Source organism: Bacillus sp. BF2-3 (assembly GCF_008368795.1).
GTDB lineage: Bacteria > Bacillota > Bacilli > Bacillales > Bacillaceae_G > Bacillus_A > Bacillus_A cereus.
The window spans coordinates 48,072-71,624 of record NZ_QOSA01000053.1; the positions used below are offsets into that span (position 1 = coordinate 48,072).

Genomic DNA, 23,553 nt, shown 5'->3' on the forward strand with positions numbered 1-23,553 from the left:
TATGACAAAAGACGTGGACAAGCTTCTAAAATTAGCTACATCGCATATATATTAGAAAGTACCACGTCTTTTATCCTGTTATTTGTGGGAAATAAGACCCCTACTGATTAAAATTTCACTTTACCATGAGTCTATATTGTATATGTAGACAAGCATTCATTTCAAATTTTCGTATTAAAAAGAAATATGTTTCGGAATTTCCCCTTCAGGTACTTCTCCATCCATACTTAAATAATAATGACGAATCGGACGTAAGTTTTCGTCTAATTCATAAACAAGCGGAATGCTAGTGGGAATATTTAATGAAACTACACCATCACTTGAAAGGTTGTCTAAATATTTTACTAGCGAGCGAATTGTGTTACCGTGTGATGAAATAATTACTTTATTACCACTTTTTAATGTCGGCGCAATTTCTGAATGCCAATAAGCAAGTACTCTCTTCTCCGTATCCTCTAAACATTCAGTTAATGGAAATTCACCTTTTTTGAGTGTTTTATATCTTGGATCGGTCGCTTCATATCGAGGATCGTCTTCAGTAAGAGCCGGTGGTCTTACATCAACACTTCTTCTCCAAATATGAACTTGCTCCTCACCATATTTTTGTGCAGTTTCATCTTTATTCAGCCCTTGCAATGCACCATAATGTCTTTCATTTAGCTTCCAAGATTTATGTATTGGAACCCAAGTAAGATCCATCTCATGAAGTACAATCCATAACGTCCGAATTGCGCGTTTTAATACTGATGTATAAGCCACATCAAAAGTATATCCGTTTTTCTTTAATATTGCTCCTGCTTCTCTCGCTTCACTTAATCCATTCTCTGATAGATCAACATCTGTCCATCCCGTAAAGCGATTTTCAAGATTCCATAAGCTTTGTCCGTGACGAATAAGTACAAGTTTTATCATTATAATTCCCCTTTCGGAAATGTGAATTTTATTGTTCCATTGCGTACACGTATAAAGTATCTAGTAATGTATCTTTTTATCCATTCACTCTATGACCAAATCATAGTTGCCAAATGTATGGATAAAATTTGTTCTTTTTCAAACGATAAAAACAGAAGTTTTTTCATTATTTTTGATCGACTGGTATTTCACGTTTGGATATCCAAGCATCAAAACCTGATCGGCTATTTGCCATTTCATTCATAACTTGGTGCCAATTGTCCTCACATGATTCACCAAATTTTGAAAAAATAGCACCCATTTGTTGTCTTTGTACATCACTCAGTTTTTTCTCTAAATCTGTACCTTTTTCTGTTAAAGACAACTGTTTCACACGTCGATCATGCATAGCTTCATTACTCTCAATTAAGCCCTTTTCCACAAGTTGACGTAGCGGTCCGTGGAGAGCTTGTTTACTTATTTCTAATAGTGATAATAACTCATTTACACTTATCCCTGGAAAACGTGCGATAAAAAATAAAATTCGATGATGTACTCGTTGAATGCCATATTCTTTTATAATTTCATCTGGCTTTTCAGTAAATGTTTTATATGCAAAATAAAATAATGCTAATGCCTCATTCATCTGTTCTTCTTTATGTTGTGTCATCTACTTTCCCCCTGTATGTAAATTATACCACAATCTAGTAATGAATATTTTAATCAACGCATTAGAACTTATTTAGTCTATTGAAACATTCATTGCACAATTAGGAGATGATTCATTTGAAAAAACAATATACTGTAAGTACATATTTATTGGATAGACTACATGAATTAGGAATTGAACATATATTTGGGGTTCCTGGTGATTATAATCTTGCCTTTTTAGATGATGTGGTAGCACATGAAAATTTAAAGTGGATTGGCAATTGTAACGAATTAAATGCTGCATATGCAGCAGATGGGTACGCTCGCATAAAAGGAATCGCTGCTCTTATTACTACTTTCGGTGTTGGAGAATTAAGCGCTATTAACGGTATTGCTGGCTCATATGCGGAAAACGTGCCAGTTATAAAAATCACGGGTACGCCACCAACAAAAGTAATGGAAAATGGAGCAATCGTCCATCATACGTTAGGAGATGGAAAGTTCGATCACTTTTCCAATATGTATCGAGAAATCACTGTGGCACAAACAAATGTAACACCTGAGCATGCTGCTGAGGAAATTGACCGTGTTTTACGCGCATGTTGGAATGAAAAACGCCCGGTTCATATTAATTTGCCGATTGATGTGTATAATAAACCAATTAATAAACCTACAGAACCAATTTTATATAAACCGATTTTAAGTAATAAAGAAGCGTTGGATAAAATGCTTCTACATGCCACTTCAATAATAAATAACGCCAAAAAACCTGTAATTTTAGCTGATTTTGAAGTAGATCGATTTCACGCTAAAGAAAATTTACATCAATTCGTAGAAAAAACTGGGTTTCCCATCGCGACGTTAAGTATGGGAAAAGGAATATTCCCAGAAAAACACCCTCAATTTATAGGGATTTATACTGGTGATGTAAGTTCTCCGTACTTGAGAAAAAGAATTGATGAATCTGATTGTATTATTAGTATTGGTGTGAAGTTAACTGATACTATTACAGGCGGCTTCACACAAGGTTTTAAAAAAGAACAAGTTATAGAAATCCATCCCTACACTGTGAAAATTATAGATAAAAAATACGGTCCAGTTGTAATGCAGGATGTTTTACAACATTTAAGTGATTCAATTGAGCATCGTAATAAAGATACCCTTGACGTTAAGCCATTTATTTTAGAATCATCACCTTTTACTGAAGAGTTCATTCCAAAAGCACAAATGGTCACACAAAAACGTTTTTGGCAGCAAATGTACCATTTCTTACAAGAAAACGACGTCTTAATTGTAGAGCAAGGAACACCTTTCTTTGGTAGTTCTGCTATCCCTCTACCTAATAACACTGCATATGTAGGACAACCGTTATGGGGATCTATCGGATATACACTGCCCGCTCTACTTGGTACACAGCTCGCCAATTTATCACGGCGCAACATTTTAATTATTGGTGATGGTTCTTTCCAAGTAACTGCCCAAGAGTTATCAACTATATTACGTCAAAATTTAAAACCAATTATATTTTTAATCAATAACAACGGATACACTGTTGAACGTGCCATTCACGGCCAAAACCAACTTTATAATGATATACAAATGTGGGATTATAATAAACTATCAATGGTATTTGGGGCAGAAGAAAAAAGTCTAACATTTAAAGTAGAAAATGAAGCAGAATTAGCAGCAGTCTTAACAAATATAACTTTTAATAAGAATCAACTTATCTTTATTGAAGTTATAATGAGCCAAAGCGATCAACCTGAATTGTTAGCTAAACTTGGAAAAAGATTTGGTCAGCAAAATTCTTAATATAAAAGCATAACCTAATTATACAATTGGTAGTGTAAAACTTGTTTTGAGAATAGTTTCGACACTCAAAATACATAAGGAAAAGGATGGAAAGCACCATCCTTTTCTATTTTAAGAGCGTTCTTCGACTAACGCCCCGTGCGACAAGCAAAAATTCTTAATCCATCTTTAACTTTATAGCTTTTGTCGCAATAAATGTTTTAATATGCTTATCTAATATCCTTGTTCCACCAAAATCATCCTCATAAAAACCTGTTATAGCAAAACCAGCTTCAATTTGGCCTTGGATTTGGTCTTCTAAAGTATGCGCATATTCTATTGTTTGATTTGAATCGATGTAATCTTGAACTTCATCCTCTGGTAAATAATCCAATGTTGATGAAGGAATTGAATGTTTAACATCAAGAATACCTTTTTGCTCTTGGTTATCATCAAAAATCCATAGTAACGGATTTGTAAATCCAGCAATAAGAATACCTTTATTCTTTAAAACCCTAGAAACTTCATTCCATACAAGATGAACATCTTTTACAAACAAAAATAAGCTACGCTTTTTCTTTTTTATTCAGCAAGAGTTAACTGCCAAGATACACCATACTTATCATTTAACCAGCCAAACTTTTTACTAAACGGATAAGAACCTAAAGGCATAAGAATTGCTCCATCCTGCGCTAGTTTATGAAAGACCGTATCAATTTCTTCTTCTGTCTCACAAGTTACATAAAGAGACATAGCTGGAGTGAATGTAAAATTATGATTTACATAACTATCAATACACATAAACTCTTGGCCATTTAGCGTAAAAGTTGCATGAATTACAGTTCCCTCTTTACCAGGTCCATTTTCATCATAGCGAGAAATACTTACAATTTCTGATTGATCAAATAGCGACGTATAAAAATTCATTGCTTCCTCAGCTTTGCCCTCAAACATTAAAAACGTAGTAATTTTTTGATTTGCGTTACTCATATGGAGACAGCCCCTTGTTATGTATTTATGTAAAACATACGTCACTCAAAAACCGAACGTATATTCCTATGAATATATTGTCTATAAAAACGATGAGTTTGTCAATTATCTACTTTATTATTTCTTCTTAAATAATGCTGTCCAAAGAAATGATTCTCCAAACATTTCATTCGGTTGTTTCATTTGTTTCATCCTTCTAATCTCAATTACCTCTAATTCTTTAAATATCTCTCTTAACTTTTCTTCCGAGTATGCAAGACCACCTTGTAGACTCCATTCTCTATATACGTCCCAATCTGTTATTTCTGATCCATTTCGCTCATCTAAATCGCCTGCTGCAAAACATGTTAATCCGAAATAACCACCCGATTTTAATGAGTTTTTAATTAAATCCACATAATTTATTCTTCTATGCGGTGGAATGTGATGCAAACAGCCCGAATCATATACAAAATCAAATTCGTTTTGAACCTCTAAATTAAAAATTGAATCACAAATAAAATGAATTTCTACCCCTTTTGCCAATGCCCTTTCTTTTGCCCAGTTAATGCCTTCTACAGATAAATCCACTGCTGTTACATCAAATCCTTCATTCGCTAGATAAATTGCATTTCTACCCGGACCACATCCAAGTTCTAATACTTTCCCTTTTAAAACTCTCTCTTTTTGTATATAAGAAACTAGATTCTCATCTGGAACATTTTCAAAAAACGGAACATCCTTTTCTCTATTCTCATAAAACTCATTCCAAAATGGTTCAGCAGGTCTTAATAATGAATCAAGCATTTTTAAAATATCTTTTTGTGTGTGTAACATTTCAGTTTTCATTAATACCCCTCCATAAATTAATAGTCAGAAAATTATTATATATCTTTTCGAACTTTCAAACAAAGAAAAAACTCCTATATTCAATAGGAGTTTTTGTCTTTAAAATCCGAGTACAGCTAACCATTTTAACAATTTCTCTTCTCGCGCTTTTAAATCATCATTCCTAAACTTGCCTAGTTGTATTTCACTAACAACTTCTCCGTCCTCCATAAAAAGAACTCTTTCTGTTTTCTCTGCTACCTATACAACATGAGTCACTTAAGAAGGTTACTTTGCTGAAAAATAAAGCCGATTTCGTTAAGGGATATTTTTGCTAACGCCTCTTCTTTCATACATGTTATTTCATACAATCATACTTTTCTAATAAAATAACGCTTTTGTTCACTTTTTTGATACATTTACGAAACATTCATGTGTTACCTTCATTAAGTTCTTTTCTTTTTATAATGTCGTGTGAGATATACCAACAGAGGAAGCCCTAGATCCCCTAATCCTAGGGCTTTTTTATAAGAATTTTATACATTTTATTATTTCCACTAACTCTTTAAATTGTATATACATAATATAAAATTTTCATGTTGTTATATTTTTTGATGGCCTCTTATCTTTCCTTAAAAGGCTTTTTTTCAAATAACGCTTTTATTTAATTTATATTTAAAAAGTTCCTTTTCATAAAGACTTCCCTTATATGCTATACTCATTCTTAAATAATTGTATAAGGAATGTTAAAAATGGATGATAGATCGTCAAGACAATGGAAATTGCGACAAAAGTTAAGAGCACTGAAAACCAAAAACAACAATGACACAAACCCTTTGTTTAGTGAATGCCTTGAATCCCTAGGAAACGAAACTCTCATTTTCTCCCAAGAAAAAAGCCAGCAGATTGCTATTATTTTAATGAATTCATTTCCTATAACTGTCTCGGGAAGAATAGATTGGGAACAGATAGATAACCAATTCATAGCTTCGAACAAAGAACAACTAATTTCCCTTATTAGAGCAAACCAACTAGATTTTGACGAACAGATTTTTATAATATGGGATAACTATGAAATCCCTGTAGTAAGTACAAATCTTGATAAAGTATTCCAATCACTAGTTGACGTTGATGCAGTCAGTTTTTATTACTGGATATTAGACAAAGAATATAGATTCGTAATTGAAATAAATGATAAAGAATTGATTAGGATTGGGTTTCGCTAATACTCTAAGCATATTTCCTCATTCTACTGATCTGCAAAATTTAAATTGTATTATTTATCAAAGACTTAAAATATACGAATGTCACGTAAACCGATTGGTGTTAATCATGTTTATGTTTATAATTACGTTGATTTGGATAACTTGCATTTATAAAATGTAAATGTTTTACAAATTCAAGTTAAACAAACATTGTTATATCAAGGTTTGTTTGACCTAACATGTTATATTCTTGATACTAAGACGGTTTTTATGAGCATTTCGTATAAGTGTGATTTAACTGATTAAGACTATTTTTAAAAACGACATATCAGCGATAATTTATGTCTATTCTGTATAAGTGTTAGCAAGATCGTTTGCAAACTTGTTAGCACTTTTTTAAAACTTAAACCAGAGGAGATTCATACAATTTAGTAACAATGTAAAATTGTATTTATCAAGGATAAACCATTTAACAAATAGTTTGCAGCACTGAATGATTTACAAAAGAATACCCATCGATACACTACGAATAAAAATAATCAGCTAATCGAGGGAATATAATTATTTTTATTTAATTCGCACTTGTACTTCTTGTTCTTGTATTACTTGAATGATTAACTCCAATACAATATTTTGTATTAACTGATGCTCATTATCATGAAGTTTACTTTGTTCTGATATGTATTCAATACATTGATATATATACCCTTCTACCAATAAGCTCCCTTTTTCAACTGTAAGTGTATTTTGCTCATTCTTTTTTACCTTTGGTATTAAAAATTCGGTTTTTGTCAAAATAATCTCCTGTTCAACCTCTTTTATTCCAATCACTTTTTCTTTAAATACAACCTTTTCTCGCAAACTAATTTCACCTTTATATCTTCCTATTTCTATTGGTAGTTTCGCTGTAATAAAATTATTTACGTCTTCCCCATTTTCACTCTCTAATATTATACTGTGAATAGGAATCCATGAAGATGCCTCTACCTTATTCTCTTCTTTATTCCCTTTATTTTTTTGGTTATATAATTCAAAATGAATTCTCTTCTCATGAAGATTTAAAGAAACTAATTTACAATAACTATCCGAATAATATTGTTGCACTGTAGTTAATAACTTACAATCTAATTCACGCCCTTCTACACCTTTTTCATTCCTAAATACAAATGCTTCTTGATTTTTAACATTTATTTTTGGAAATATTTTAAAACTAGTTACTTCTGAAAAAATAGAAAATGGAGTTTTGACCACCAGTGAGCGTATTAAAGGCCCTATTTGTGATCCAGACGCTTTACCTTCTTTCTCTAATTTTGATGCTACATATTCTCCCTTTAATTCAGGTGGTATTTCTTCTTTTCCCCCTCTTTTTTCGTGTAAATTATCTTGTATATTCAGTTTTTTATACTTGTAAATTTCATCCCATATCCCCTTACCAATCCATGGATTTTTCATCACCATCCCCCCGTCTGATGAAATTCAAAAAATTTGTTTTTTGTATGTGACCATTTCATCATTATATATGTTGTATAAAAATAAAAAAGAAATTGTCTTTTTAACAAAGACAATTTCTTTTTATTTTTATAGTGCTACTTGTACTTGTTGTACTTGTAAAACTTTTAAAGTAAGATCTAGTACAATTTTTTCACGAAGCGTATCAAATGGTTCGTTTAGGTTTGTAGGACAAGGTGAAAAGTCTAATTCAAAAAATTGAGCGCTTACTAATTCACAATATGGTTGTTCGTTATAAAAAACTGCATTTTCAAAGAAATATTTGTCTAGACGTGGTAAATCACCGTTTTTAGGATTTATAAAATGAGAAGTAGTGTCCGAAGAAGAAGCTACTAAAGCTAATGATAGAAAATCACCTTCTGTCAGATCTGCAAAACCAGAAAATGGAACATTTGCAATACGATCATATAGAACTCCATTACACTCGTCATTTGCATATTCAATATTTTTACGAATATAGCCTTGTACAAATAATTTCGCTCTTGTAACTCGTCGGTAAGGTGTACCTGGTACTGGTACGAATGCTACAGGCACTAACTTACATTGTGTTAAAAATACGTTTTTTAAGATGCGTTTAATTTCGACTGCTGGAGGCTCTAATGAAATATCAGACTCTACAACAATTTGAAGCGTTCTTTCAGCTAATACAACTGGAATCTTTACAATAGGTGCTCCTGGAGTAACAATTGGTGTTGCAGTCTCATCACTTAATGGTGTTTGGGTTTGTCCCGCTACCTGACATGGTACATTAATTGGACATTGTTCGCTCATGTTTTATGCTCCTCTTTTTATAAGATTTTAGAGTTTATGAAATTTTCAAACTCATAATACTTGTATATGTCTTTCTTCTACTAATGTTTGGGTTCTATAGTAGCCTTTTTAATCATTATCATTAAGTTAGTATAATCTAATCATTTTTATCGAAAATTCTGAAAATTAATATTTTTAGAGGAATACAAATTCTGTTTTCAACGTATCTCGCAGATTCGGTAAAATTATGAAGTCTTTATTACATGAGTTATCTTGAATTTAATTTTGGATATCACGATATGAACATGGTTACCAAATGATGATTTTTATTTTTATCAAGCTATATATTCGTAAAAAATCGCTTTACATATACTGAAGTTTTATTTGTTGTTACATAAAATCTTTTACCTATTCAATTTTGAAATATACATTCAAGACAGTATACTCCAAAATAAGAAATTATTTTAAATTAGAATATTTTCTTTGATAAATGTGTGTTGATTAATTTCATAATCAGTAGTTCTATCCACTCTCCCTTAAAAATTAGCATAGTTTTTATGAATTCTATATCTAGTAGAAAGCTCTCTATCATATAAAAGTATAATAATAGGTTAATAAACAAGCAGTTTTTTTACTAAAACATAGAATAATACTGACCCTAATTGAAGGGAGGCATAAAAGATTTCCTGGAATAATGATTGCTGAAAATTTAAAGACAAGCACCATTGTGATGACGATAAATTTAGATATATTATTTAAATAATTTGTGTTATAGTTTCAAATGTTAATTAATTACAATATTTTTCAAAAAGAGTATACATAGTCATATAAATCATGTTATTTTGGATAGTTTGTTCTTTAAATTAGGAATTAAATAAAGAATTATAAAAACGCGCTAGGTACAACTAAGAAAGAAACAGGATAAAGAATAAGTCATATTACCTGTAGTAATAACACTAAGTGAATTGCACCTCTTATAAGTGACTTGTGTATCTCTTACTGCGTTTGAAGTTAATTGCCAATATTTCGTGTCGTTCTTCTACAAGACATTGCGTAAAACCGTTTGGTTACCAATTCCACCAACGTAATCTTCAACATCTTTCATTCACTTCATTAAATTGTCCTGTTGCTTGATTTTGTGCTTCTTGAACTTTTTTATTCAACTCTGTTTTTGTGGTTTCAATATCTTTGTTGACTTGCTCTAAGGTATCTTCCTTTACTTTGTCCATATCAGGAACAACCGACTCCCAATTGCCATTCTTCCATAATTTGAGGATGCCAGGCTTGCCGTTTGAAATATCTAACCATAAGGTTTTTCCATTTTCTAAACCGATTGTCGGTGGTTTTGCGCTTTCAATAATTTTTGTTTGATAATTTTTAAGGTTTTCTTGTACTTTTTCTGCTAACTTTTTTGCTGCTTCTGATTCCTTTTTCACAACATCAACTTGTTCATTTGTCTCTTTCACAAGTTCTTCCAACTTATCTAACAAGCCTTTATTTGCTTTTCCAGCTAGACTGCCCATAACTTGGGCATACATGTGATCTAACAGACTTCTCGTATCTTCTACTTCTTTAAAATCAACAAAATAATATTTATCATTTGCCGCATTTGTATCACATTCATCCGCTGCGATAAGACGTGCTTCTAAAAACAAAGGTGGCGTAAATTTTGTATCTTTGAAATGGACAATATCGCCCTTATTTACTTTTTCATGAGATAAACCAAATATCTTTTCTAATGCAATTGGAGTTACTTCATACTGTACAGTGCTATTAATACGTTTCTTTAGTTCCGCTTCCGTTAGTTGTTTTAATCTTTCGGCTGACATATTTTGATCTTCTGTTTGTGGACTATAGATGTCATATTTGTGTGAACCATCTTCTGTCCAACGTTGTAAGGCATCTGCATCAGCGACGTATAACTTCCCACCGTTAATCTTTTCAAAAGTTAGATACTCACCTGTTTCTTCGTTTACTTCAACAGTAAAATCCTGTAGCGGTTCTTTTAAACTTTTCCTAGCCACTCCGCCATGCCATGTACTACCTGCACCAAAGTTATCTATAACAAAGCGCTCACTATCTGACTTTAGAGTTCCTGTGTTTTCACCTTCGTTAGTGTTTGGACCATTTTGATTCCAACCAACCATTGTTTTCATTTCATCGTGCATAACAAGCTGTTCTTTCTCGACTGTTCGTTCTTCCACAGAAACAGGGTATCCCATACGAAAATGTTGAATTTCTTCTTCCTTTTTTCGTGAAATATCAATAAAAGTAGAGGGAGTTTCTACCTTAACTATGAACGTAGGATCAGAATATTTACTCTCATTATTCGATATATTTGTAATTAATCTACTTCCTTGTAATTTGAAATCTATTTTTCTCCTTGGGCCTAGTTTATAAGGCATTGGACAAATGAATTTTAAGGTGCCTTTTCCTAAACTCATAAAATTATCAACATTAAAATCTTCATCAATAACAGCTATATATGTTCTATCTAGTTTTGTATCAAAAGTTAGCTCGGTTGCTTGTTCAGTAATTAACCATGTCGCTATTTCTTCTTTTAACGTTTCTAAATCTGTTCCATCTGGAACGATAATTCCCACAGGGACAGAAAGTCGACGAGGATCTGTTTCCATTCCTAATAATCTTGCGCCTGGATATCCAGGCGTGTTTAAGAATTTACGTTTTAGAGGTTCCCATGTTGGCGGGCTCCATCCTCTTTCTAGTTGGATATATTCTTTTCGTTGATTGTTGAATGTAAAAGAGCTCATTTTGACACTCCGTTTTTTTATAAAATAAAAGAAACCCAAACCTAAAAGGCTGAGTTTCTCTTTTCTTCTCTTTCTTGATACTCGGTTGTATAGCCGATAAGTACCGCGTGCCACGTCTCTTCCTTCTAAATTTACGGGTACTTCAATAAATCTCCACCAAGCATTGGAATAACTCCACCGCCAGATGATCCGAAAGAATTATTAATGACTTGATTTGATACACTATTTGTCATGGCTTGTCTACTGTTTGACATACTTCCATATACACCACTCATGACGGTCTTTAATCCTCCTAATTGGCTTGCGGAAGTAGCCATCATACGGCTTATATTATCCATTAATTGATTTTATAGATTATAAAGGTATATTATGAGTTGTGTTTTCCGCCACTTCTCACAATACAAATATATCACGTTAACTCCAAAACGACCGGCACATTTCCTGCCAAAAAACGGCCATAACCCTTTCACTTTTTATTATCTGATTTACATATAATTACAATGAAAAATGCAATTATGCTCACAAAAGAAGGGATTATTTTTAATCCCTATCTTTTGTGATTGTAGTATTTATGAAATTAGAGCTATCAAAGAGATGTATATCAATAAAGGCTGATGTTAGTTTTCATCTTTATCATTTTCTGATTTCGTAGCAGTATCTTTAAAAAAATCACCTGCTAAATTAAGTAGTTTCTTTCCACCTTCACTATTCAAAAGATTCATTAAAAATACCGGATCTTGAACCTTTTGAATAAGAGCTTGCATAAATACGGATTTAGCAACACCTAATATCTCTGTCGAAGTTATTTTTATATTAAAATATGGAATATTAATTTGGAATGGCGAATAATCAGATGAATTATTTTTCTGTTTTTTTAATGTTTCATCAGTCGTTCCATTGATTGCTTCATTGGTTGTTTCATTATTCGTTTTGGAAAGTGTAACAGCTTCGGCCGCTATTATTCGACTTTTCTTCTGAGTTACTTCGGTTATTGGAATAGATGAAGTTTGATACGAAACATTTTTATTAAAATATGGGCTAGATCCCATTTTTTTCTCCTTTCATAACGAACACATTATATATTCTAAACATATATTAAACTATATTAATGAAGGATTACTTCACACTACGTGAAGCAACCCTTTATTTATTCTTGGTGATATAAGAAGGTTGTTACTTAAAAACCACCATATCCGCACCAGCTTGCACCAACGATAATAAGCAAGATAAACAATACGATTAGTAATGCAAATCCTCCGCCATAACTACCACAACCACTTCCATATCCTTTTTCTGCAGCCAAGATACACTCCTCCTCTCTAGAAAAAAATGAAGTTCATAAACTAGCAAAAACAAGCAGCGCCAACGATAATAAGCAAGATAAACAATACGACTAGTAATGCAAATCCTCCGCCATAACCACAACCACTTCTATATCCTTTTTCTGCAGCCAAGATATTCCCCCCCGATCCTATAACAAAGATGCGTTTCATAATAACTAACAGAAGTTCTATTAATTTAACTCGTAATGAAAACAAGCTAACAGAAAAATAATTTTTCATTGCAGTCATGTTGTACTTGCTTATCACTACACTGACACTATATGTATTGGGCTGTAAACGGTTATGTGCTTTTATATCAACTTTTCCATTTTTGAGGAAAATGTCATTGACCATTTTTAAAATCGTTATATTTATATTAATAATTTTATAACCCACATTTAAATTTAATCATTCGTATCTTTTTCTCTACTTTGACGATTTGAAATCATTATCTTCTTAATCCATACTATTTTCACTAAGTAATTAATATATTATTTCAAGTTCTCTATGACTTACCCATATCTTATATTGTGTGTAACTGAACCCTTTGCTGAATCCCTTGGTATCATTGAATTTATAACACTTTCTTTTTTGAGTTACATAGTACAAAATTTATGAGTAACTGTAAGGAATACCACCACATTGCTACCAAGCTAAGAATATGAATTTTATCAATCCATGTTTTTCGTTTGCATATTGGCTAGTATAGAACAAAAGGTTATCAAATGCCGAGGGAACTCTCAGCAGATGATAACCCTTTGAACTAGCGTATCAATAATTTAATTAGATAACCTCACAAATATATTATTGAACCACCCCAAATACATTAATTTCAGCGGCACTTGTCCATGGATTGTTGTTTACCTCGCTTAATGCACGTAGTTTAATATAACGACCTGTCTTGTTTACAAAGCTGACCTCTTTCAAGTTAATATTGTTTGCAAAAGCACCTATGGATACCGCTGTTCCCCAGTTTACTCCATCACTACTGACGTAAAACTCATAGTCCTTAATCGTTCCATTTATTTGGCCGTCTTGCCTTGGCAAGTAGCTGAATTTGGAGAGGTTATAAGTTGCACCTAAATCAATTCGAATCTCGTGCGGCATTGGAGCTACGGGGCTCCAGTTTGTATGCCAAAATGTGTCTTTGTTTCCATCAAAGGCATACGTACCTAAATTGTACCAATTATAACTATCTATATATTTTAGTGTCCAGTTTGTTTGCGGAATTAAACTAGCTTCTTTTGTTGTGACTGCTACATTCATAGCAGAATTACTTGTACTTGTCGTTGTAATCGTTACTCCTGATTTTTCTCCCGTGTAGGTATTACTATTCGGATTAGTGTCTGGACCAAAGGTAGCAGCATGATTTTGATTCGTGTAATAGAACGGGTCTTGGTATTCACTGATTGATTGTTCTATATCAATGAAAGGATGAGGATCACTGGAATTATTATTCATGGATTCATCAATATGCCAAACTGCAATACCACCAGAATTTGTTGGTAAGCTCGCATCATACCCAACCTTTGCGCGATTCTCAACTAAAAAATACGTATTATCCTTTAAAGGAATCTTTAACACATTATAATTATTTGGGATAGCATTTAGAGTAAAGTTATTAGTGGTATTTACTACATTTGGTGTTACAAATCCTAATTTTACTTTTGACCAAGCATCCATATGACCCGGTGTAGCTCCATAATCTTCTCCTTGTAGACTATTCCAAGATCCATTACCCATTATACTTAGGCTACCCACACGATTATTATCACCATATAGATCTGGCAGGCCAAAGGAATGACCTAACTCATGAGCAGGGATACCAATTGTTGCCATATGACCATATTGTTTTTCACCCTGCGCCGTATACATGCCTGATACCGTAACACCATCGTGATTTGTATTTGGAGCATACGACTGATGTGCCCAAATATAAGGAAGTGGAGCACCAGGAGCAGCCTGTTCATTACCAGCAAGAAAACTTACAATGTAGAAGCCATCTTTAGAGTCAATGACTTGATCATTATTAGTATCAAGACTAGCAAAATTCACTTGAGAATCAGCTTTAGCCAGTGCATCTGTTATAACCGTACCCATACTTTTTCCCGATGTACTCGGATGAGCGTAATCTAATTTCACTTTAACCACTCCATCATTTTGAGTACCATATGTTTCAGGAGCTGGAGTTATCTGTACTTTTCCGTTACTTACTTCATTATAGTAATTCTTAACTGACTTTTGATTTGTAGAAAAGAATTTGTTACTCCAGTCGTTATCGTTATATGCAATATCAACATCTGTAAACCCAATTAACAAAACAAGTAATTTTTTGGTTCCTACAACTGGAGTGACAGTTCCATCAATATTTTTTGGTGATTCTTTTTGTAATTTATTCATGTGCACCTGTTTTTTCTTTGCTTGAGGGTTGTATTTTTTTATCCATTTATTCAAATTTTCCTCATTTAACGCCATTGAAGGCTTCTTATCGATTTTATATTTTGTACCCGTTGATATCAGTTCATCTGATGTAAGCTCAGCGTAATTCCAATATCCCTTCTGATCTTGTAAAAGTATGTCGCCATCCTTTGTACTTACCCAGTGGAACCATTCATCTCCATGTAACGTGCCTTCAAAAGTTTCGCCTGACGGCTGCTTCATTTTGACAACTCCCTCGTATGCTGGTGCGGCAAAAGCGTTCGTTTGAACATACAAAACACAAATCAAAGAAAAAACGAACATGAACAGGAACTTTAAAATTCTTTGCATAAACATTCCCCCTTTTTCAATTGTGTGTGAAATATTCTGTTGATAGCCAGACTAGATTCATACATGGAATAGATTGAAAGATACATTTGTATAACACTAACAGAATACCTTTAATTATAATTACAGGAAATTGAAAAAATGTTAATTTTTTATCCAGATAAATATTTTCTCAAGATTATCCAATAAAACAGGATTGATAATGGTAGTTCTTCAGAGAACTACTGATTTTCCGCCTAAAATGTGTCTTAACATAACATGCGAATTTTTTTGATGTGGCAATCCCATCGCAATCAGGCTAAGGTTTTAAACTATCCCAAAAGAAAAAGCAATGATTAAATTTTAAACCTAGTCATTGCCTTATCCATTGCATCTTGATTTACACCTATATAACGTAACGTGAACTTCTCTGACGAGTGATTAAATATCTCCATGAGCAATGGGCTATGTTTTTCGTTTGCATGTACATGTGAGACCCGTATGTTTTTCTCAATGTATGTGTTCCTATTTCATCTAATCCAAACTCTGCCACTGCTCCGCTTAATATCTTATATGCCATACTACGACCAATTGGACGATTCCTACCTTGTCTACTTTGCAATAAATACTCATTATCTTCCCTTTCTTCGATAAACCATTTAAGCTCTCTTTTCAGTGCTGCAGTAATTTGTATTCGTTTCTGTTTCCCAGTTTTCATTTCTCTCATAGATATATGACTACCTTTAACATCTCCTACCTTCAATTTCAAAATGTCCGAGATTCTCAGGCCTGTATTGATTTTCATAATGAAGAGGATGTAATTGCGTAAGCTCTTTTCCTTAAAATACTCTTTAAGCTACTGTATTTGTTCTGGATCACGTATTGGCTGAACAAAATTCATTATTCATTACCTCCAGTTTCTTCAGTCTCATAAACTTCTAATCTAAGAGCAAAAGCAAGTTTATAAAATACTCTAGCCTTAACACGTCGATAAGTACGCTCACTCATGCCGATTTCGTTATATACCATATAATCACATACATCTTCATCTTCTAGATAACGCTTAATGATGATGTCTCTTTGCTCCCTTCCTGCACGCCCATTACCCAAACGACTAAGAAACTGGTCAATACGAAATGATGTTTGCTTAATCCATTCTTCTCTTTTACTTTGTTGAATATTAGCCATCGCTACATCTTCTAATGGCTTTCCTACATCATTTGTAGATCCGTGATATCTAATTTCATAAGAAGGAGTAACTTTCATTTCTTCACGCATCATTCCAAACTGTCTATATAAATGTACATTTTCGAGAGCACCTTCTAATTTTTTCTGCGTTGCTACTCTATCGATTTTTGGTAAGAAAAATAATTGTTTAGTCATGTAAGACCACTCCTGTTTATTTTTAAATTATTTTTGTCTTAATGCTCCGTGTCTTCGTTCATAACAAGGTCTATGTATTCCCATTAAATCACCAATTTCACGAGTACTTAATTTCTCTTTTTGTTTTTTCTTATTTTTCTTCTTTCCTTGCTTGGATTGCTTTTTCCACTCGCGTAATTGTTCTTTTAGTGCCCTCATATTTCCCCATCCCTCTTTTCAAAATAAAAAGAACACCTATTCCTAAAACAGCTTTAATTGCTGCTTTAATGAATTGGTGCCCTCTAGTTTTCTAGCCGGACTATATTCTGTTTGTTTTACTTTAAAAGGATTATTTTGTTAAAAAATTCATTCTAACTTATAAACACTATCTTTTTCTTATATTTCCCATTAAAATTTAATAGAAATATTCCGATAACAAAGGAGCAACCTATGAAACATAATATAAATCTATGGTCCTTTATTTTTTCATTCGTTTGTATTGCTTGTTTTCTTTTATATCTTGAAGTATGTACACCTGAAATAAATGCATCTTTTATAAACGCCGTTTATTTTCACCCTTTATTTTTCGTACTTATTTTTTCAATAGGAACTTTTTTTGCTGGTATTAAAGGATTCTCTAAAGTAGATAATTGGATATCAATGCTTAGAAGCATAGTAACAGTTCTACTAACAATGTTATTATCAGTGTTTTTAACACTAACTTTGATTGTGGGCTATGCATTAAGTTAATCGTAGTTCTTCACGAATAAAAACCAATATTCCGTCAATACTGTAGACACATGGTTATCTTTCTCCGATTTCCTTATATAAGCAGTTAGCTTTTGCTAGCTGCTCTTTATTTGTACAAGGTACTCAATTGACTGGCGCACATATAATATCCTGAGTTCCTTTCTTTATAAAATAGTCGTTATAAAATGAGACTCGTCACGAGAGCACTTTACTAAGTGCTCTTTTTATATTCCAACTTAATACAAAATGAAAGTTTGATTAAGCTTATTTTTACTACCGCATAACATGTTTAATTCTGCTTATAATATAGTTGTAACTTAAAGTTACATATCATTTACTTGTAGGGCCTAATCTTCTTTTGTACAACAAGCAGTTAGCTAATTAAGCTGGCTGCTTTGTTGTGCAAAATGAAGTTTTTATACGATTTTAAACACATTTAAAAATAAATTCATATGATATTATTCCTCTCTTTTACAAAATGGATTTTGGTCAGAAGAGCACTTTTACAAAGTGCTCTTTTCCCATGGAATTAAAGCTCTACAAAATAGAGTTTTTGTTCAAATTAACGATCATACAATTGGACGGATTTACTAGTATTTTTACCAAAAAATTCATGATATGGTTAATTAGTCGAGTACGTCATTACTTGGCACTTCCCCTTAGAAGCCCCGCGGACAATCGGGGTTTCTTTTATCAATATATATTTGTCAAAATAGTTAGTTTAGTGTTAAAATATCATAGATTCTCCTTAGGGAGTTTTCATGTAATTAAACAAGAGTTTACAAGTTCTCGAATCTTCGCCCCTTGGAGCGCCCTTCAAGGGGCTGAACTAATTAAAATAACGATTTTGTTCACTTTTTTGATACATTTATGAAACATTCACATGTTATCTTCAATATGTTCTATTCTTTTTGAAAAACCATGTGAGAATACCAAAACAAGAAGCCCTAAATCTAGGGCTTCTTGTTTTCAAATAAGGATTTTGTTAAAAACTACACATTTATTAAGAACATGCATAAAATATAATGTGGTATTCTTTTTCAATATTATTTTTTATCCGAGAGCGCCTTGAATGGCGCTCTTTAATTTCTAAATAACATTTTCAGATAATTACGAGAGCGGATTTTATTATGTCTTACAAGCACTACTTCACTTTATTAAATAGACTATATAGATATCTAAAAGAAGGGAGCTTTAAATTCATATGGCTGATTACTTTTATAAAGATGGTAAAAAATATTATAAAAATCAATCGCATTCCAACAATCAAAAAAACAACTGTTTTATTGAAACTCATACGATAGCTGGTTCTGCAGAAAATGCAAATGGGAATATACCTGTATCTGTTTTCCTTGAAACCACCGCTCCACAAACTGTATTTGAGGATTTTACAAACAATCATAATAAAACATTAATTCAGTTATTCGTTGTCGGTATGAGTGCACCCGTTCAAGTAACTATTCTAACAAGAAGATCTAACGTACCAATTACTACTACATTACAACCTGTTCAAACAAAAATATTTCAAGTTGAAGATTTTCAAAGTCTTACTCTTACAAAGCAAGAAGGTTCTACTAGTGTAGTTAGTTTATTTGTTCAAAAAACATTCTGTATATGCTGTAACGATAATAACGATTCATGTGATAAATATTACCACGAATGTAATTGATAGATTAAATCACCAGAAGAACCCTTTATATAAAGGGTTCTTCTCCTTTAACTCCCCCACATTTTCCGGTTTTTATTAAACTAACTATTTTGTTAAAAATCTTTCTTCATTCTTTTTAGATCAAGTAACATATCTTACTAGATAAGGATATATTCCACAAAATTTTGAAAGGAGGACTTTTTATTAACACTACTTTAATTTCTCATTTTTATAACGAAGAGTATCTGCTTCCGTGGTGGTTAATGCACCACACAAAATTATTTGATCATGGCATTCTTATTAATCGTGGGTCTACTGATCGTTCGGTTGAATTATGCAAATTATTTGCACCTCATTGGGAAATCCGTGAATCAAAGGTACTAGAGTTTGATGCCATTTTAGTTGATCAAGAAGTAATGAACATAGAAAAAGAAATTACGGGATGGAAAATGGTACTAAATACCACTGAATTTCTTTGCTGTGTTGATAAGGAAGCCTTTTTCTCATCTCTTGCCAATTTAGGGCAAAAGATGTATGCTATTAGAACTATTCTGATGGTGGATGACCCTGCTCACGGTTATACCAATCCCAGATACGGAATCCCCCTTGTCAAACAGCGTTATCATGGGAGAATAATCCCTCCTAATCCACCTGCTCCATACTATGGTGGTAGATTAATCCACCATTATTCGCATGGTAACTATTGGGCAGGGCGACATTGGTCACCTCATCCATTTATCGTTTACATGTATCCTGCTTTCATTTTAAAATTCTTTTACAGTCCCTGGAATACTGCTATGAAAAACCGAAAATTACAAATTGGGCCTACTCTTTCTAAACATAGCATCCAGCGTGACTTAGGTACTCATCATCTGGCAACACTAGATAAATTAGAAAAAAATTATATACACTTTACAACCTCAACTACTGATCTTCGGTTAAACCCGGAATATCAAGTTTTATTTCCAGATTTATGTTTTCCTAACTTACAGTAATGTCCTTAAAAAAACATTCATATATATTTATCAGATGCACTTTGAAATCCCAGAGTATCGAATACTTTTATGAGTCGACTGACCAACAATATTCGATTTATCTTTAAAAATTTATTAAAAATAACTTAGATACAAAAAAGCTACGTTTTATATAGGATAAAATTTTTTTTACGCAAAGGAGCTTGATTATTTGTGAATTTCCAAAATGATAACAACTCTAACATTCACAAACCTTGCACTTGTCCATCCCCCACGGCTAATAGCTTAAATGTTGTTCAAACTACCCCATCAATAGTTTCTGTAAATTCCGCGATTCCACTAGATACCGTGGCAAATTCTAATGGTACAGCAATCTCGTTCACACCACCAACAACTGTTTTACTTGAAGGTGGAAGAACCTATTTGGCAATCTATGAAGTACAAGTTATCATTCAACCAGGAGGTAATTTGGCAGGTATCACTATGTATCTTAATAATAATCCAATCATTGGATCTGGTACTTCTCTGGGATATACTGCAGGATTCACTTCTGTATCAGCACCCGCAATTTTCACTACACCTTCAGGTATAACAAGTACTCTTACTATTAATGTAGGACCATATTCTAATACATTAAATACATTGGGCTTGACTCTTGCTGTTGTAGCATTAACATAGTTAAATCTAATACTTTCTAAAATAAATTTCTTTGTCCTTTAACTGCGGTTTGGAGTTAACCTCTTAGAACTCACTATAACTACATATAGAAAAAGATTATTATCTAAAATCAATAGTATTGGGTGACTCGGCTGACACAATTGCTGAGTCACCCATTTTTTATAATAAATTAACGCTTTTGTTTAGTTCTAATTTTTATAGTTAGATTAGATAAATTTATTTCTTATTATCTCAAAATACAATCACACCCAATTCATATCATGCATCTACTGGATATAATCTGCTATTCTTAGAGAGGATGATATACATATGTCTAGAAAAGACAGATTCAATTCACCTAAAATAAAATCTGAAATTTCAATTTCTCCCGACCTAGTCGGGCCTACTTTCCCACCAATCCCATCATTTACTCTGCCTACTGGAATTACCGGACCTACTGGCAACACTGGGGCTACCGGCGACACTGGACCTACCGGACCCACATTTAACATTAATTTTCGTGCAGAAAAAAATGGTGCACAGTCTTTTACTCCTCCTGCAGATATTCAAGTATCGTATGGTAATATAATATTTAATAATGGTGGAGGGTATTCTTCAGTAACGAATACATTTACAGCCCCTATAAATGGTATCTATTTATTCAGTGCCAATATAGGATTTAATCCAACTTTAGGTACGACTTCTACTCTAAGAATAACTATAAGAAAAAATTTAGTATCCGTTGCTAGCCAAACAATAGATATACAATTTTCTGCAGCAGAAAGCGGAACTTTAACTGTAGGCAGTAGTAATTTTTTTTAGTAGCGCATTATTACCATAATGAACATCTTAAAATATAATAGCTACAACAAATCTCATACATATAGGAGGACCTTAATGATTCTAGCTCAAGAAAAGAACATAAAATTAATTATGCATTTTCTTACCTTATTATCTTTTTTTATTCTTATTTTCTTTAGCATCACAATTTTTTATATACCGTTGATTTTTTATTTTGTATACAAATCACAAAACATTCAAAAAAATATCCTTGAAGCTGTGTTTTATCAACTATTCATTTGGATAATTACAGTAATTTGGAATCTCTTCGCAATAAGAATCTTAATGCTATCCTTGTCTAATTTAGACTTGACTTCAAATAATACTTTGATTATTTTCGGCATAGCTCCTTTATATCTAATACTGTTCCTTTTGTTAATTTTCGGGTCTATAAAAGGGATTTTATATGCGCTACAAGAAAAAGAGTTTCATTATCCTATTATTTCTAAATGGATTAACAAATAAAATCACGTGTAGAAGAATTCAGAGTTTTACTGAATTCTTTTTTTATGGACCTTTCAAAGTCTTTTACATATTCCTCCGTTCCTTCTTTTAAATAAAATCCAAATTCTATACCAATTAATTGACTTATATTTAATTTTTTGGGATTTCATAATAATATTTACCTATAAAATCATTACCCTTATATAAGGAGCCATGAGCCTTTCCACTCATGGCTCTTTTTTATTACGATTTTCATTTCACATCTACACGATTTTGACTAGCTTCTCGACTAAATCCGTCTGGATATCTTGTTGCTAATTTAGATATATTCATTTGAGCAATATCTCCTAGGGTATATTCCCTTTCGTGAGACATGATTGAAATGTAGTACAAGATGTCCCCTATCTCTAAAGCGATTTTATGTGTATTTCCTTCTTCTTCTCCTGGACAATAAGCTGGATCAAATCCATGACCATGAAAAATTGCTTTTTTACAACATCAGCAACCTCACCAACTTCTCCCGTAAGCCCTAATGCTGCATTTAAAACAACTCTATCAAAATCGTTATTTGTATTCCATGTACATAATGTCGCTTCTTGATATTGATCTAATTCACAAATTTGATTGATATTCATTACAGCTTGTCATTCCATTGATTCACTAACTAATCTGGTTGTTTCATATACACCGTTTTCCATAGCGTTCATTTTATTTTCCCCTTCCTATTTAGCAAATTCCTAATCCTTTTTGAGGTAAGTTCGATGACTGGTATAAATCTTCAAATTCATTTATCTAATTTACATCTGTTAACTGAAATTCAATAAGATATTCTCTTTCTCCCAAATTTCGTTTTAATCTTTCTAAGTCTTCATTGCTTATTACAAATCGCTTTGAACTAACGATTGATGGATTCATTTGAACATCACGAATACATGCTGATATCGTAAATTCTTGTTCTATATTATTTTTTATAATCCATATTTCATCTCCAATATGCAGATTGTATTTTTGCATAAAATAAATCGGTACACCTATTTCCCCTTTACTAATCTGTATCACTTTATTATTTAAATCTAATAAAAAATTAAAATTAGCGTTTTGTTTCACGGAACTAATATCTATTACGCTATTATGTTCGCCTTATTTTTATTTTGTATAAAAATGTTATACCCGTTTACTTGTACTTGGATCATCTCTGCCGTTTGCTACTTTTTTACAAAAGGAGTTTTTTCTACAAATGAATCCATTGACTTTTGATTTATTTCTCCGGTATGAATCTGTACGACGTGCGGTGCGCTTGATACTTTAAACAATCGATCATAGATTTATAACGTTACTTGAAGCACTAGCCATTAAAAACTTGATAACTTGATAAACATAAATAAAATGATAATTATCATTTTATTTTTAGAGAAATCTCTCTTTAACATTCTCCTAATCATATGA

General features: G+C 32.5%; 21 protein-coding genes and 6 pseudogenes. 8 read left to right on the forward strand and 19 right to left on the reverse strand.

The genetic code is table 11. The features are described from left to right. Positions 1-174 precede the first annotated feature (174 nt). The gene (gene gpmA / locus DN401_RS27810) at positions 175-912 is read right to left on the reverse strand and encodes a 2,3-diphosphoglycerate-dependent phosphoglycerate mutase (protein WP_000594152.1); all 738 of its coding nucleotides are present in this window, start codon (positions 910-912) and stop codon (positions 175-177) included. Positions 913-1,078: 166 nt separating this feature from the next. Beyond that, positions 1,079-1,561, reverse strand: coding sequence for a MarR family winged helix-turn-helix transcriptional regulator (locus DN401_RS27815; protein ID WP_000191888.1), 483 nt, complete (start codon positions 1,559-1,561; stop codon positions 1,079-1,081). Between the two features lie 107 nt (positions 1,562-1,668). On the opposite strand from DN401_RS27815, the gene DN401_RS27820 reads away from it, so the two are divergent. After that, positions 1,669-3,354: an alpha-keto acid decarboxylase family protein gene (locus tag DN401_RS27820; RefSeq protein ID WP_033689139.1), complete on the forward strand. Its 1,686-nt coding sequence runs from the start codon at positions 1,669-1,671 to the stop codon at positions 3,352-3,354. Between the two features lie 157 nt (positions 3,355-3,511). Here DN401_RS27820 and DN401_RS27825 read toward each other — a convergent pair. The 4 genes and pseudogenes from DN401_RS27825 to DN401_RS30540 all read right to left on the reverse strand — a co-directional run. After that, a pseudogene (locus DN401_RS27825) lies at positions 3,512-3,892 on the reverse strand (SAM-dependent methyltransferase); the annotation flags it as partial. 23 nt (positions 3,893-3,915) lie between these two features. Further along, a complete protein-coding gene (locus DN401_RS27830) occupies positions 3,916-4,323 on the reverse strand; it encodes a VOC family protein (RefSeq protein ID WP_000063587.1) in 408 nt (135 codons plus the stop codon). A gap of 117 nt (positions 4,324-4,440) precedes the next feature. After that, positions 4,441-5,151 carry a class I SAM-dependent methyltransferase gene (locus DN401_RS27835; RefSeq protein ID WP_000846113.1) on the reverse strand — a complete coding sequence of 237 codons (711 nt, stop codon included), beginning with the start codon at positions 5,149-5,151 and terminating at the stop codon, positions 4,441-4,443. A gap of 99 nt (positions 5,152-5,250) precedes the next feature. Beyond that, positions 5,251-5,391 (reverse strand): annotated as a pseudogene (locus tag DN401_RS30540) (ABC transporter ATP-binding protein); the annotation flags it as partial. A gap of 491 nt (positions 5,392-5,882) precedes the next feature. On the opposite strand from DN401_RS30540, the gene DN401_RS27845 reads away from it, so the two are divergent. Beyond that, positions 5,883-6,356, forward strand: coding sequence for a CDI toxin immunity protein (locus DN401_RS27845; RefSeq protein ID WP_000342724.1), 474 nt, complete (start codon positions 5,883-5,885; stop codon positions 6,354-6,356). 546 nt (positions 6,357-6,902) lie between these two features. Here the strand turns inward: DN401_RS27845 and DN401_RS27850 are convergent. The 11 genes and pseudogenes from DN401_RS27850 to DN401_RS30005 all read right to left on the reverse strand — a co-directional run bounded on the left by DN401_RS27850 (position 6,903) and on the right by DN401_RS30005 (position 17,013). Next, positions 6,903-7,787 (reverse strand): BC_2427 family protein, encoded by an 885-nt coding sequence (locus DN401_RS27850; RefSeq protein ID WP_000795504.1) that lies wholly within the window; start codon positions 7,785-7,787, stop codon positions 6,903-6,905. Between the two features lie 126 nt (positions 7,788-7,913). Beyond that, complete coding sequence (locus DN401_RS27860) at positions 7,914-8,615, reverse strand: CsxC family protein (RefSeq protein WP_001294982.1); 702 nt, start codon at positions 8,613-8,615, stop codon at positions 7,914-7,916. A 1,070-nt stretch (positions 8,616-9,685) separates the two neighbouring features. Continuing rightward, positions 9,686-11,365 carry a distal tail protein Dit gene (locus DN401_RS27865; RefSeq protein WP_002025803.1) on the reverse strand — a complete coding sequence of 560 codons (1,680 nt, stop codon included), beginning with the start codon at positions 11,363-11,365 and terminating at the stop codon, positions 9,686-9,688. 41 nt (positions 11,366-11,406) lie between these two features. Continuing rightward, positions 11,407-11,712 (reverse strand): annotated as a pseudogene (locus DN401_RS27870) (phage tail tape measure protein); the annotation flags it as partial. Between the two features lie 270 nt (positions 11,713-11,982). Beyond that, positions 11,983-12,414, reverse strand: a complete 432-nt coding sequence (locus DN401_RS27875) for a hypothetical protein (RefSeq protein WP_000535863.1) — start codon at positions 12,412-12,414, stop codon at positions 11,983-11,985. Positions 12,415-12,542: 128 nt separating this feature from the next. Next, positions 12,543-12,668: a YjcZ family sporulation protein gene (locus DN401_RS27880; protein WP_000718601.1), complete on the reverse strand. Its 126-nt coding sequence runs from the start codon at positions 12,666-12,668 to the stop codon at positions 12,543-12,545. Positions 12,669-12,708: 40 nt separating this feature from the next. Continuing rightward, positions 12,709-12,819, reverse strand: coding sequence for a YjcZ family sporulation protein (locus DN401_RS27885; protein ID WP_000718602.1), 111 nt, complete (start codon positions 12,817-12,819; stop codon positions 12,709-12,711). Between the two features lie 672 nt (positions 12,820-13,491). Further along, complete coding sequence (locus DN401_RS27890) at positions 13,492-15,456, reverse strand: M6 family metalloprotease domain-containing protein (RefSeq protein WP_149288070.1); 1,965 nt, start codon at positions 15,454-15,456, stop codon at positions 13,492-13,494. 332 nt (positions 15,457-15,788) lie between these two features. After that, positions 15,789-16,333, reverse strand: a pseudogene (locus DN401_RS27895) (site-specific integrase). Beyond that, positions 16,333-16,815: an ArpU family phage packaging/lysis transcriptional regulator gene (locus tag DN401_RS27900; RefSeq protein ID WP_000166127.1), complete on the reverse strand. Its 483-nt coding sequence runs from the start codon at positions 16,813-16,815 to the stop codon at positions 16,333-16,335. The pseudogene DN401_RS27895 and the gene DN401_RS27900 overlap by 1 nt, the downstream one beginning before the upstream one ends. Positions 16,816-16,842: 27 nt before the next feature. Beyond that, on the reverse strand, positions 16,843-17,013 hold the full coding sequence (locus DN401_RS30005; protein WP_001202055.1) for a hypothetical protein: 171 nt from the start codon (positions 17,011-17,013) through the stop codon (positions 16,843-16,845). Between the two features lie 231 nt (positions 17,014-17,244). Here DN401_RS30005 and DN401_RS27905 point away from each other — a divergent pair, with 231 nt between their 5' ends. The 6 genes from DN401_RS27905 (at position 17,245) to DN401_RS27935 (ending at position 22,128) form a co-directional block, all read left to right on the forward strand. After that, complete coding sequence (locus DN401_RS27905) at positions 17,245-17,544, forward strand: hypothetical protein (protein ID WP_000682208.1); 300 nt, start codon at positions 17,245-17,247, stop codon at positions 17,542-17,544. Between the two features lie 1,204 nt (positions 17,545-18,748). Continuing rightward, on the forward strand, positions 18,749-19,213 hold the full coding sequence (locus tag DN401_RS27915; protein WP_000796389.1) for a hypothetical protein: 465 nt from the start codon (positions 18,749-18,751) through the stop codon (positions 19,211-19,213). 242 nt (positions 19,214-19,455) lie between these two features. Next, on the forward strand, positions 19,456-20,187 hold the full coding sequence (locus tag DN401_RS27920) for a hypothetical protein (RefSeq protein ID WP_000546544.1): 732 nt from the start codon (positions 19,456-19,458) through the stop codon (positions 20,185-20,187). A 192-nt stretch (positions 20,188-20,379) separates the two neighbouring features. Continuing rightward, on the forward strand, positions 20,380-20,844 hold the full coding sequence (locus DN401_RS27925) for a hypothetical protein (protein WP_001010965.1): 465 nt from the start codon (positions 20,380-20,382) through the stop codon (positions 20,842-20,844). 309 nt (positions 20,845-21,153) lie between these two features. Beyond that, on the forward strand, positions 21,154-21,645 hold the full coding sequence (locus tag DN401_RS27930) for an exosporium leader peptide-containing protein (protein ID WP_000087352.1): 492 nt from the start codon (positions 21,154-21,156) through the stop codon (positions 21,643-21,645). A gap of 75 nt (positions 21,646-21,720) precedes the next feature. After that, on the forward strand, positions 21,721-22,128 hold the full coding sequence (locus DN401_RS27935; protein WP_000599417.1) for a magnetosome magnetite crystal formation protein family: 408 nt from the start codon (positions 21,721-21,723) through the stop codon (positions 22,126-22,128). 231 nt (positions 22,129-22,359) lie between these two features. Here the strand turns inward: DN401_RS27935 and DN401_RS27940 are convergent. Together DN401_RS27940 and DN401_RS30395 are read right to left on the reverse strand one after the other, a co-directional pair. Continuing rightward, positions 22,360-22,814 (reverse strand): annotated as a pseudogene (locus DN401_RS27940) (nucleoside triphosphate pyrophosphohydrolase family protein). A gap of 25 nt (positions 22,815-22,839) precedes the next feature. Beyond that, positions 22,840-23,549: pseudogene (locus DN401_RS30395) on the reverse strand (ABC transporter permease); the annotation flags it as partial. Positions 23,550-23,553: the final 4 nt, after the last annotated feature.

What these genes read in the sequence shown, in the direction of transcription:
- DN401_RS27900 (WP_000166127.1), bottom strand. Translation starts at nt 16,815, where the DNA reads ATGACTAAACAATTATTTTTCTTACCAAAAATCGATAGAGTAGCAACG.
- DN401_RS27905 (WP_000682208.1), top strand. Translation starts at nt 17,245, where the DNA reads ATGAAACATAATATAAATCTATGGTCCTTTATTTTTTCATTCGTTTGT.
- DN401_RS27830 (WP_000063587.1), bottom strand. Translation starts at nt 4,323, where the DNA reads ATGAGTAACGCAAATCAAAAAATTACTACGTTTTTAATGTTTGAGGGC.
- DN401_RS27915 (WP_000796389.1), top strand. Translation starts at nt 18,749, where the DNA reads ATGGCTGATTACTTTTATAAAGATGGTAAAAAATATTATAAAAATCAA.
- DN401_RS27860 (WP_001294982.1), bottom strand. Translation starts at nt 8,615, where the DNA reads ATGAGCGAACAATGTCCAATTAATGTACCATGTCAGGTAGCGGGACAA.
- DN401_RS27820 (WP_033689139.1), top strand. Translation starts at nt 1,669, where the DNA reads ATGATTCATTTGAAAAAACAATATACTGTAAGTACATATTTATTGGAT.
- DN401_RS27845 (WP_000342724.1), top strand. Translation starts at nt 5,883, where the DNA reads ATGGATGATAGATCGTCAAGACAATGGAAATTGCGACAAAAGTTAAGA.
- DN401_RS27850 (WP_000795504.1), bottom strand. Translation starts at nt 7,787, where the DNA reads ATGAAAAATCCATGGATTGGTAAGGGGATATGGGATGAAATTTACAAG.
- DN401_RS27875 (WP_000535863.1), bottom strand. Translation starts at nt 12,414, where the DNA reads ATGGGATCTAGCCCATATTTTAATAAAAATGTTTCGTATCAAACTTCA.
- DN401_RS27920 (WP_000546544.1), top strand. Translation starts at nt 19,456, where the DNA reads ATGCACCACACAAAATTATTTGATCATGGCATTCTTATTAATCGTGGG.
- gpmA (WP_000594152.1), bottom strand. Translation starts at nt 912, where the DNA reads ATGATAAAACTTGTACTTATTCGTCACGGACAAAGCTTATGGAATCTT.
- DN401_RS27865 (WP_002025803.1), bottom strand. Translation starts at nt 11,365, where the DNA reads ATGAGCTCTTTTACATTCAACAATCAACGAAAAGAATATATCCAACTA.
- DN401_RS30005 (WP_001202055.1), bottom strand. Translation starts at nt 17,013, where the DNA reads ATGAGGGCACTAAAAGAACAATTACGCGAGTGGAAAAAGCAATCCAAG.
- DN401_RS27815 (WP_000191888.1), bottom strand. Translation starts at nt 1,561, where the DNA reads ATGACACAACATAAAGAAGAACAGATGAATGAGGCATTAGCATTATTT.
- DN401_RS27835 (WP_000846113.1), bottom strand. Translation starts at nt 5,151, where the DNA reads ATGAAAACTGAAATGTTACACACACAAAAAGATATTTTAAAAATGCTT.
- DN401_RS27930 (WP_000087352.1), top strand. Translation starts at nt 21,154, where the DNA reads ATGTCTAGAAAAGACAGATTCAATTCACCTAAAATAAAATCTGAAATT.
- DN401_RS27935 (WP_000599417.1), top strand. Translation starts at nt 21,721, where the DNA reads ATGATTCTAGCTCAAGAAAAGAACATAAAATTAATTATGCATTTTCTT.
- DN401_RS27890 (WP_149288070.1), bottom strand. Translation starts at nt 15,456, where the DNA reads ATGCAAAGAATTTTAAAGTTCCTGTTCATGTTCGTTTTTTCTTTGATT.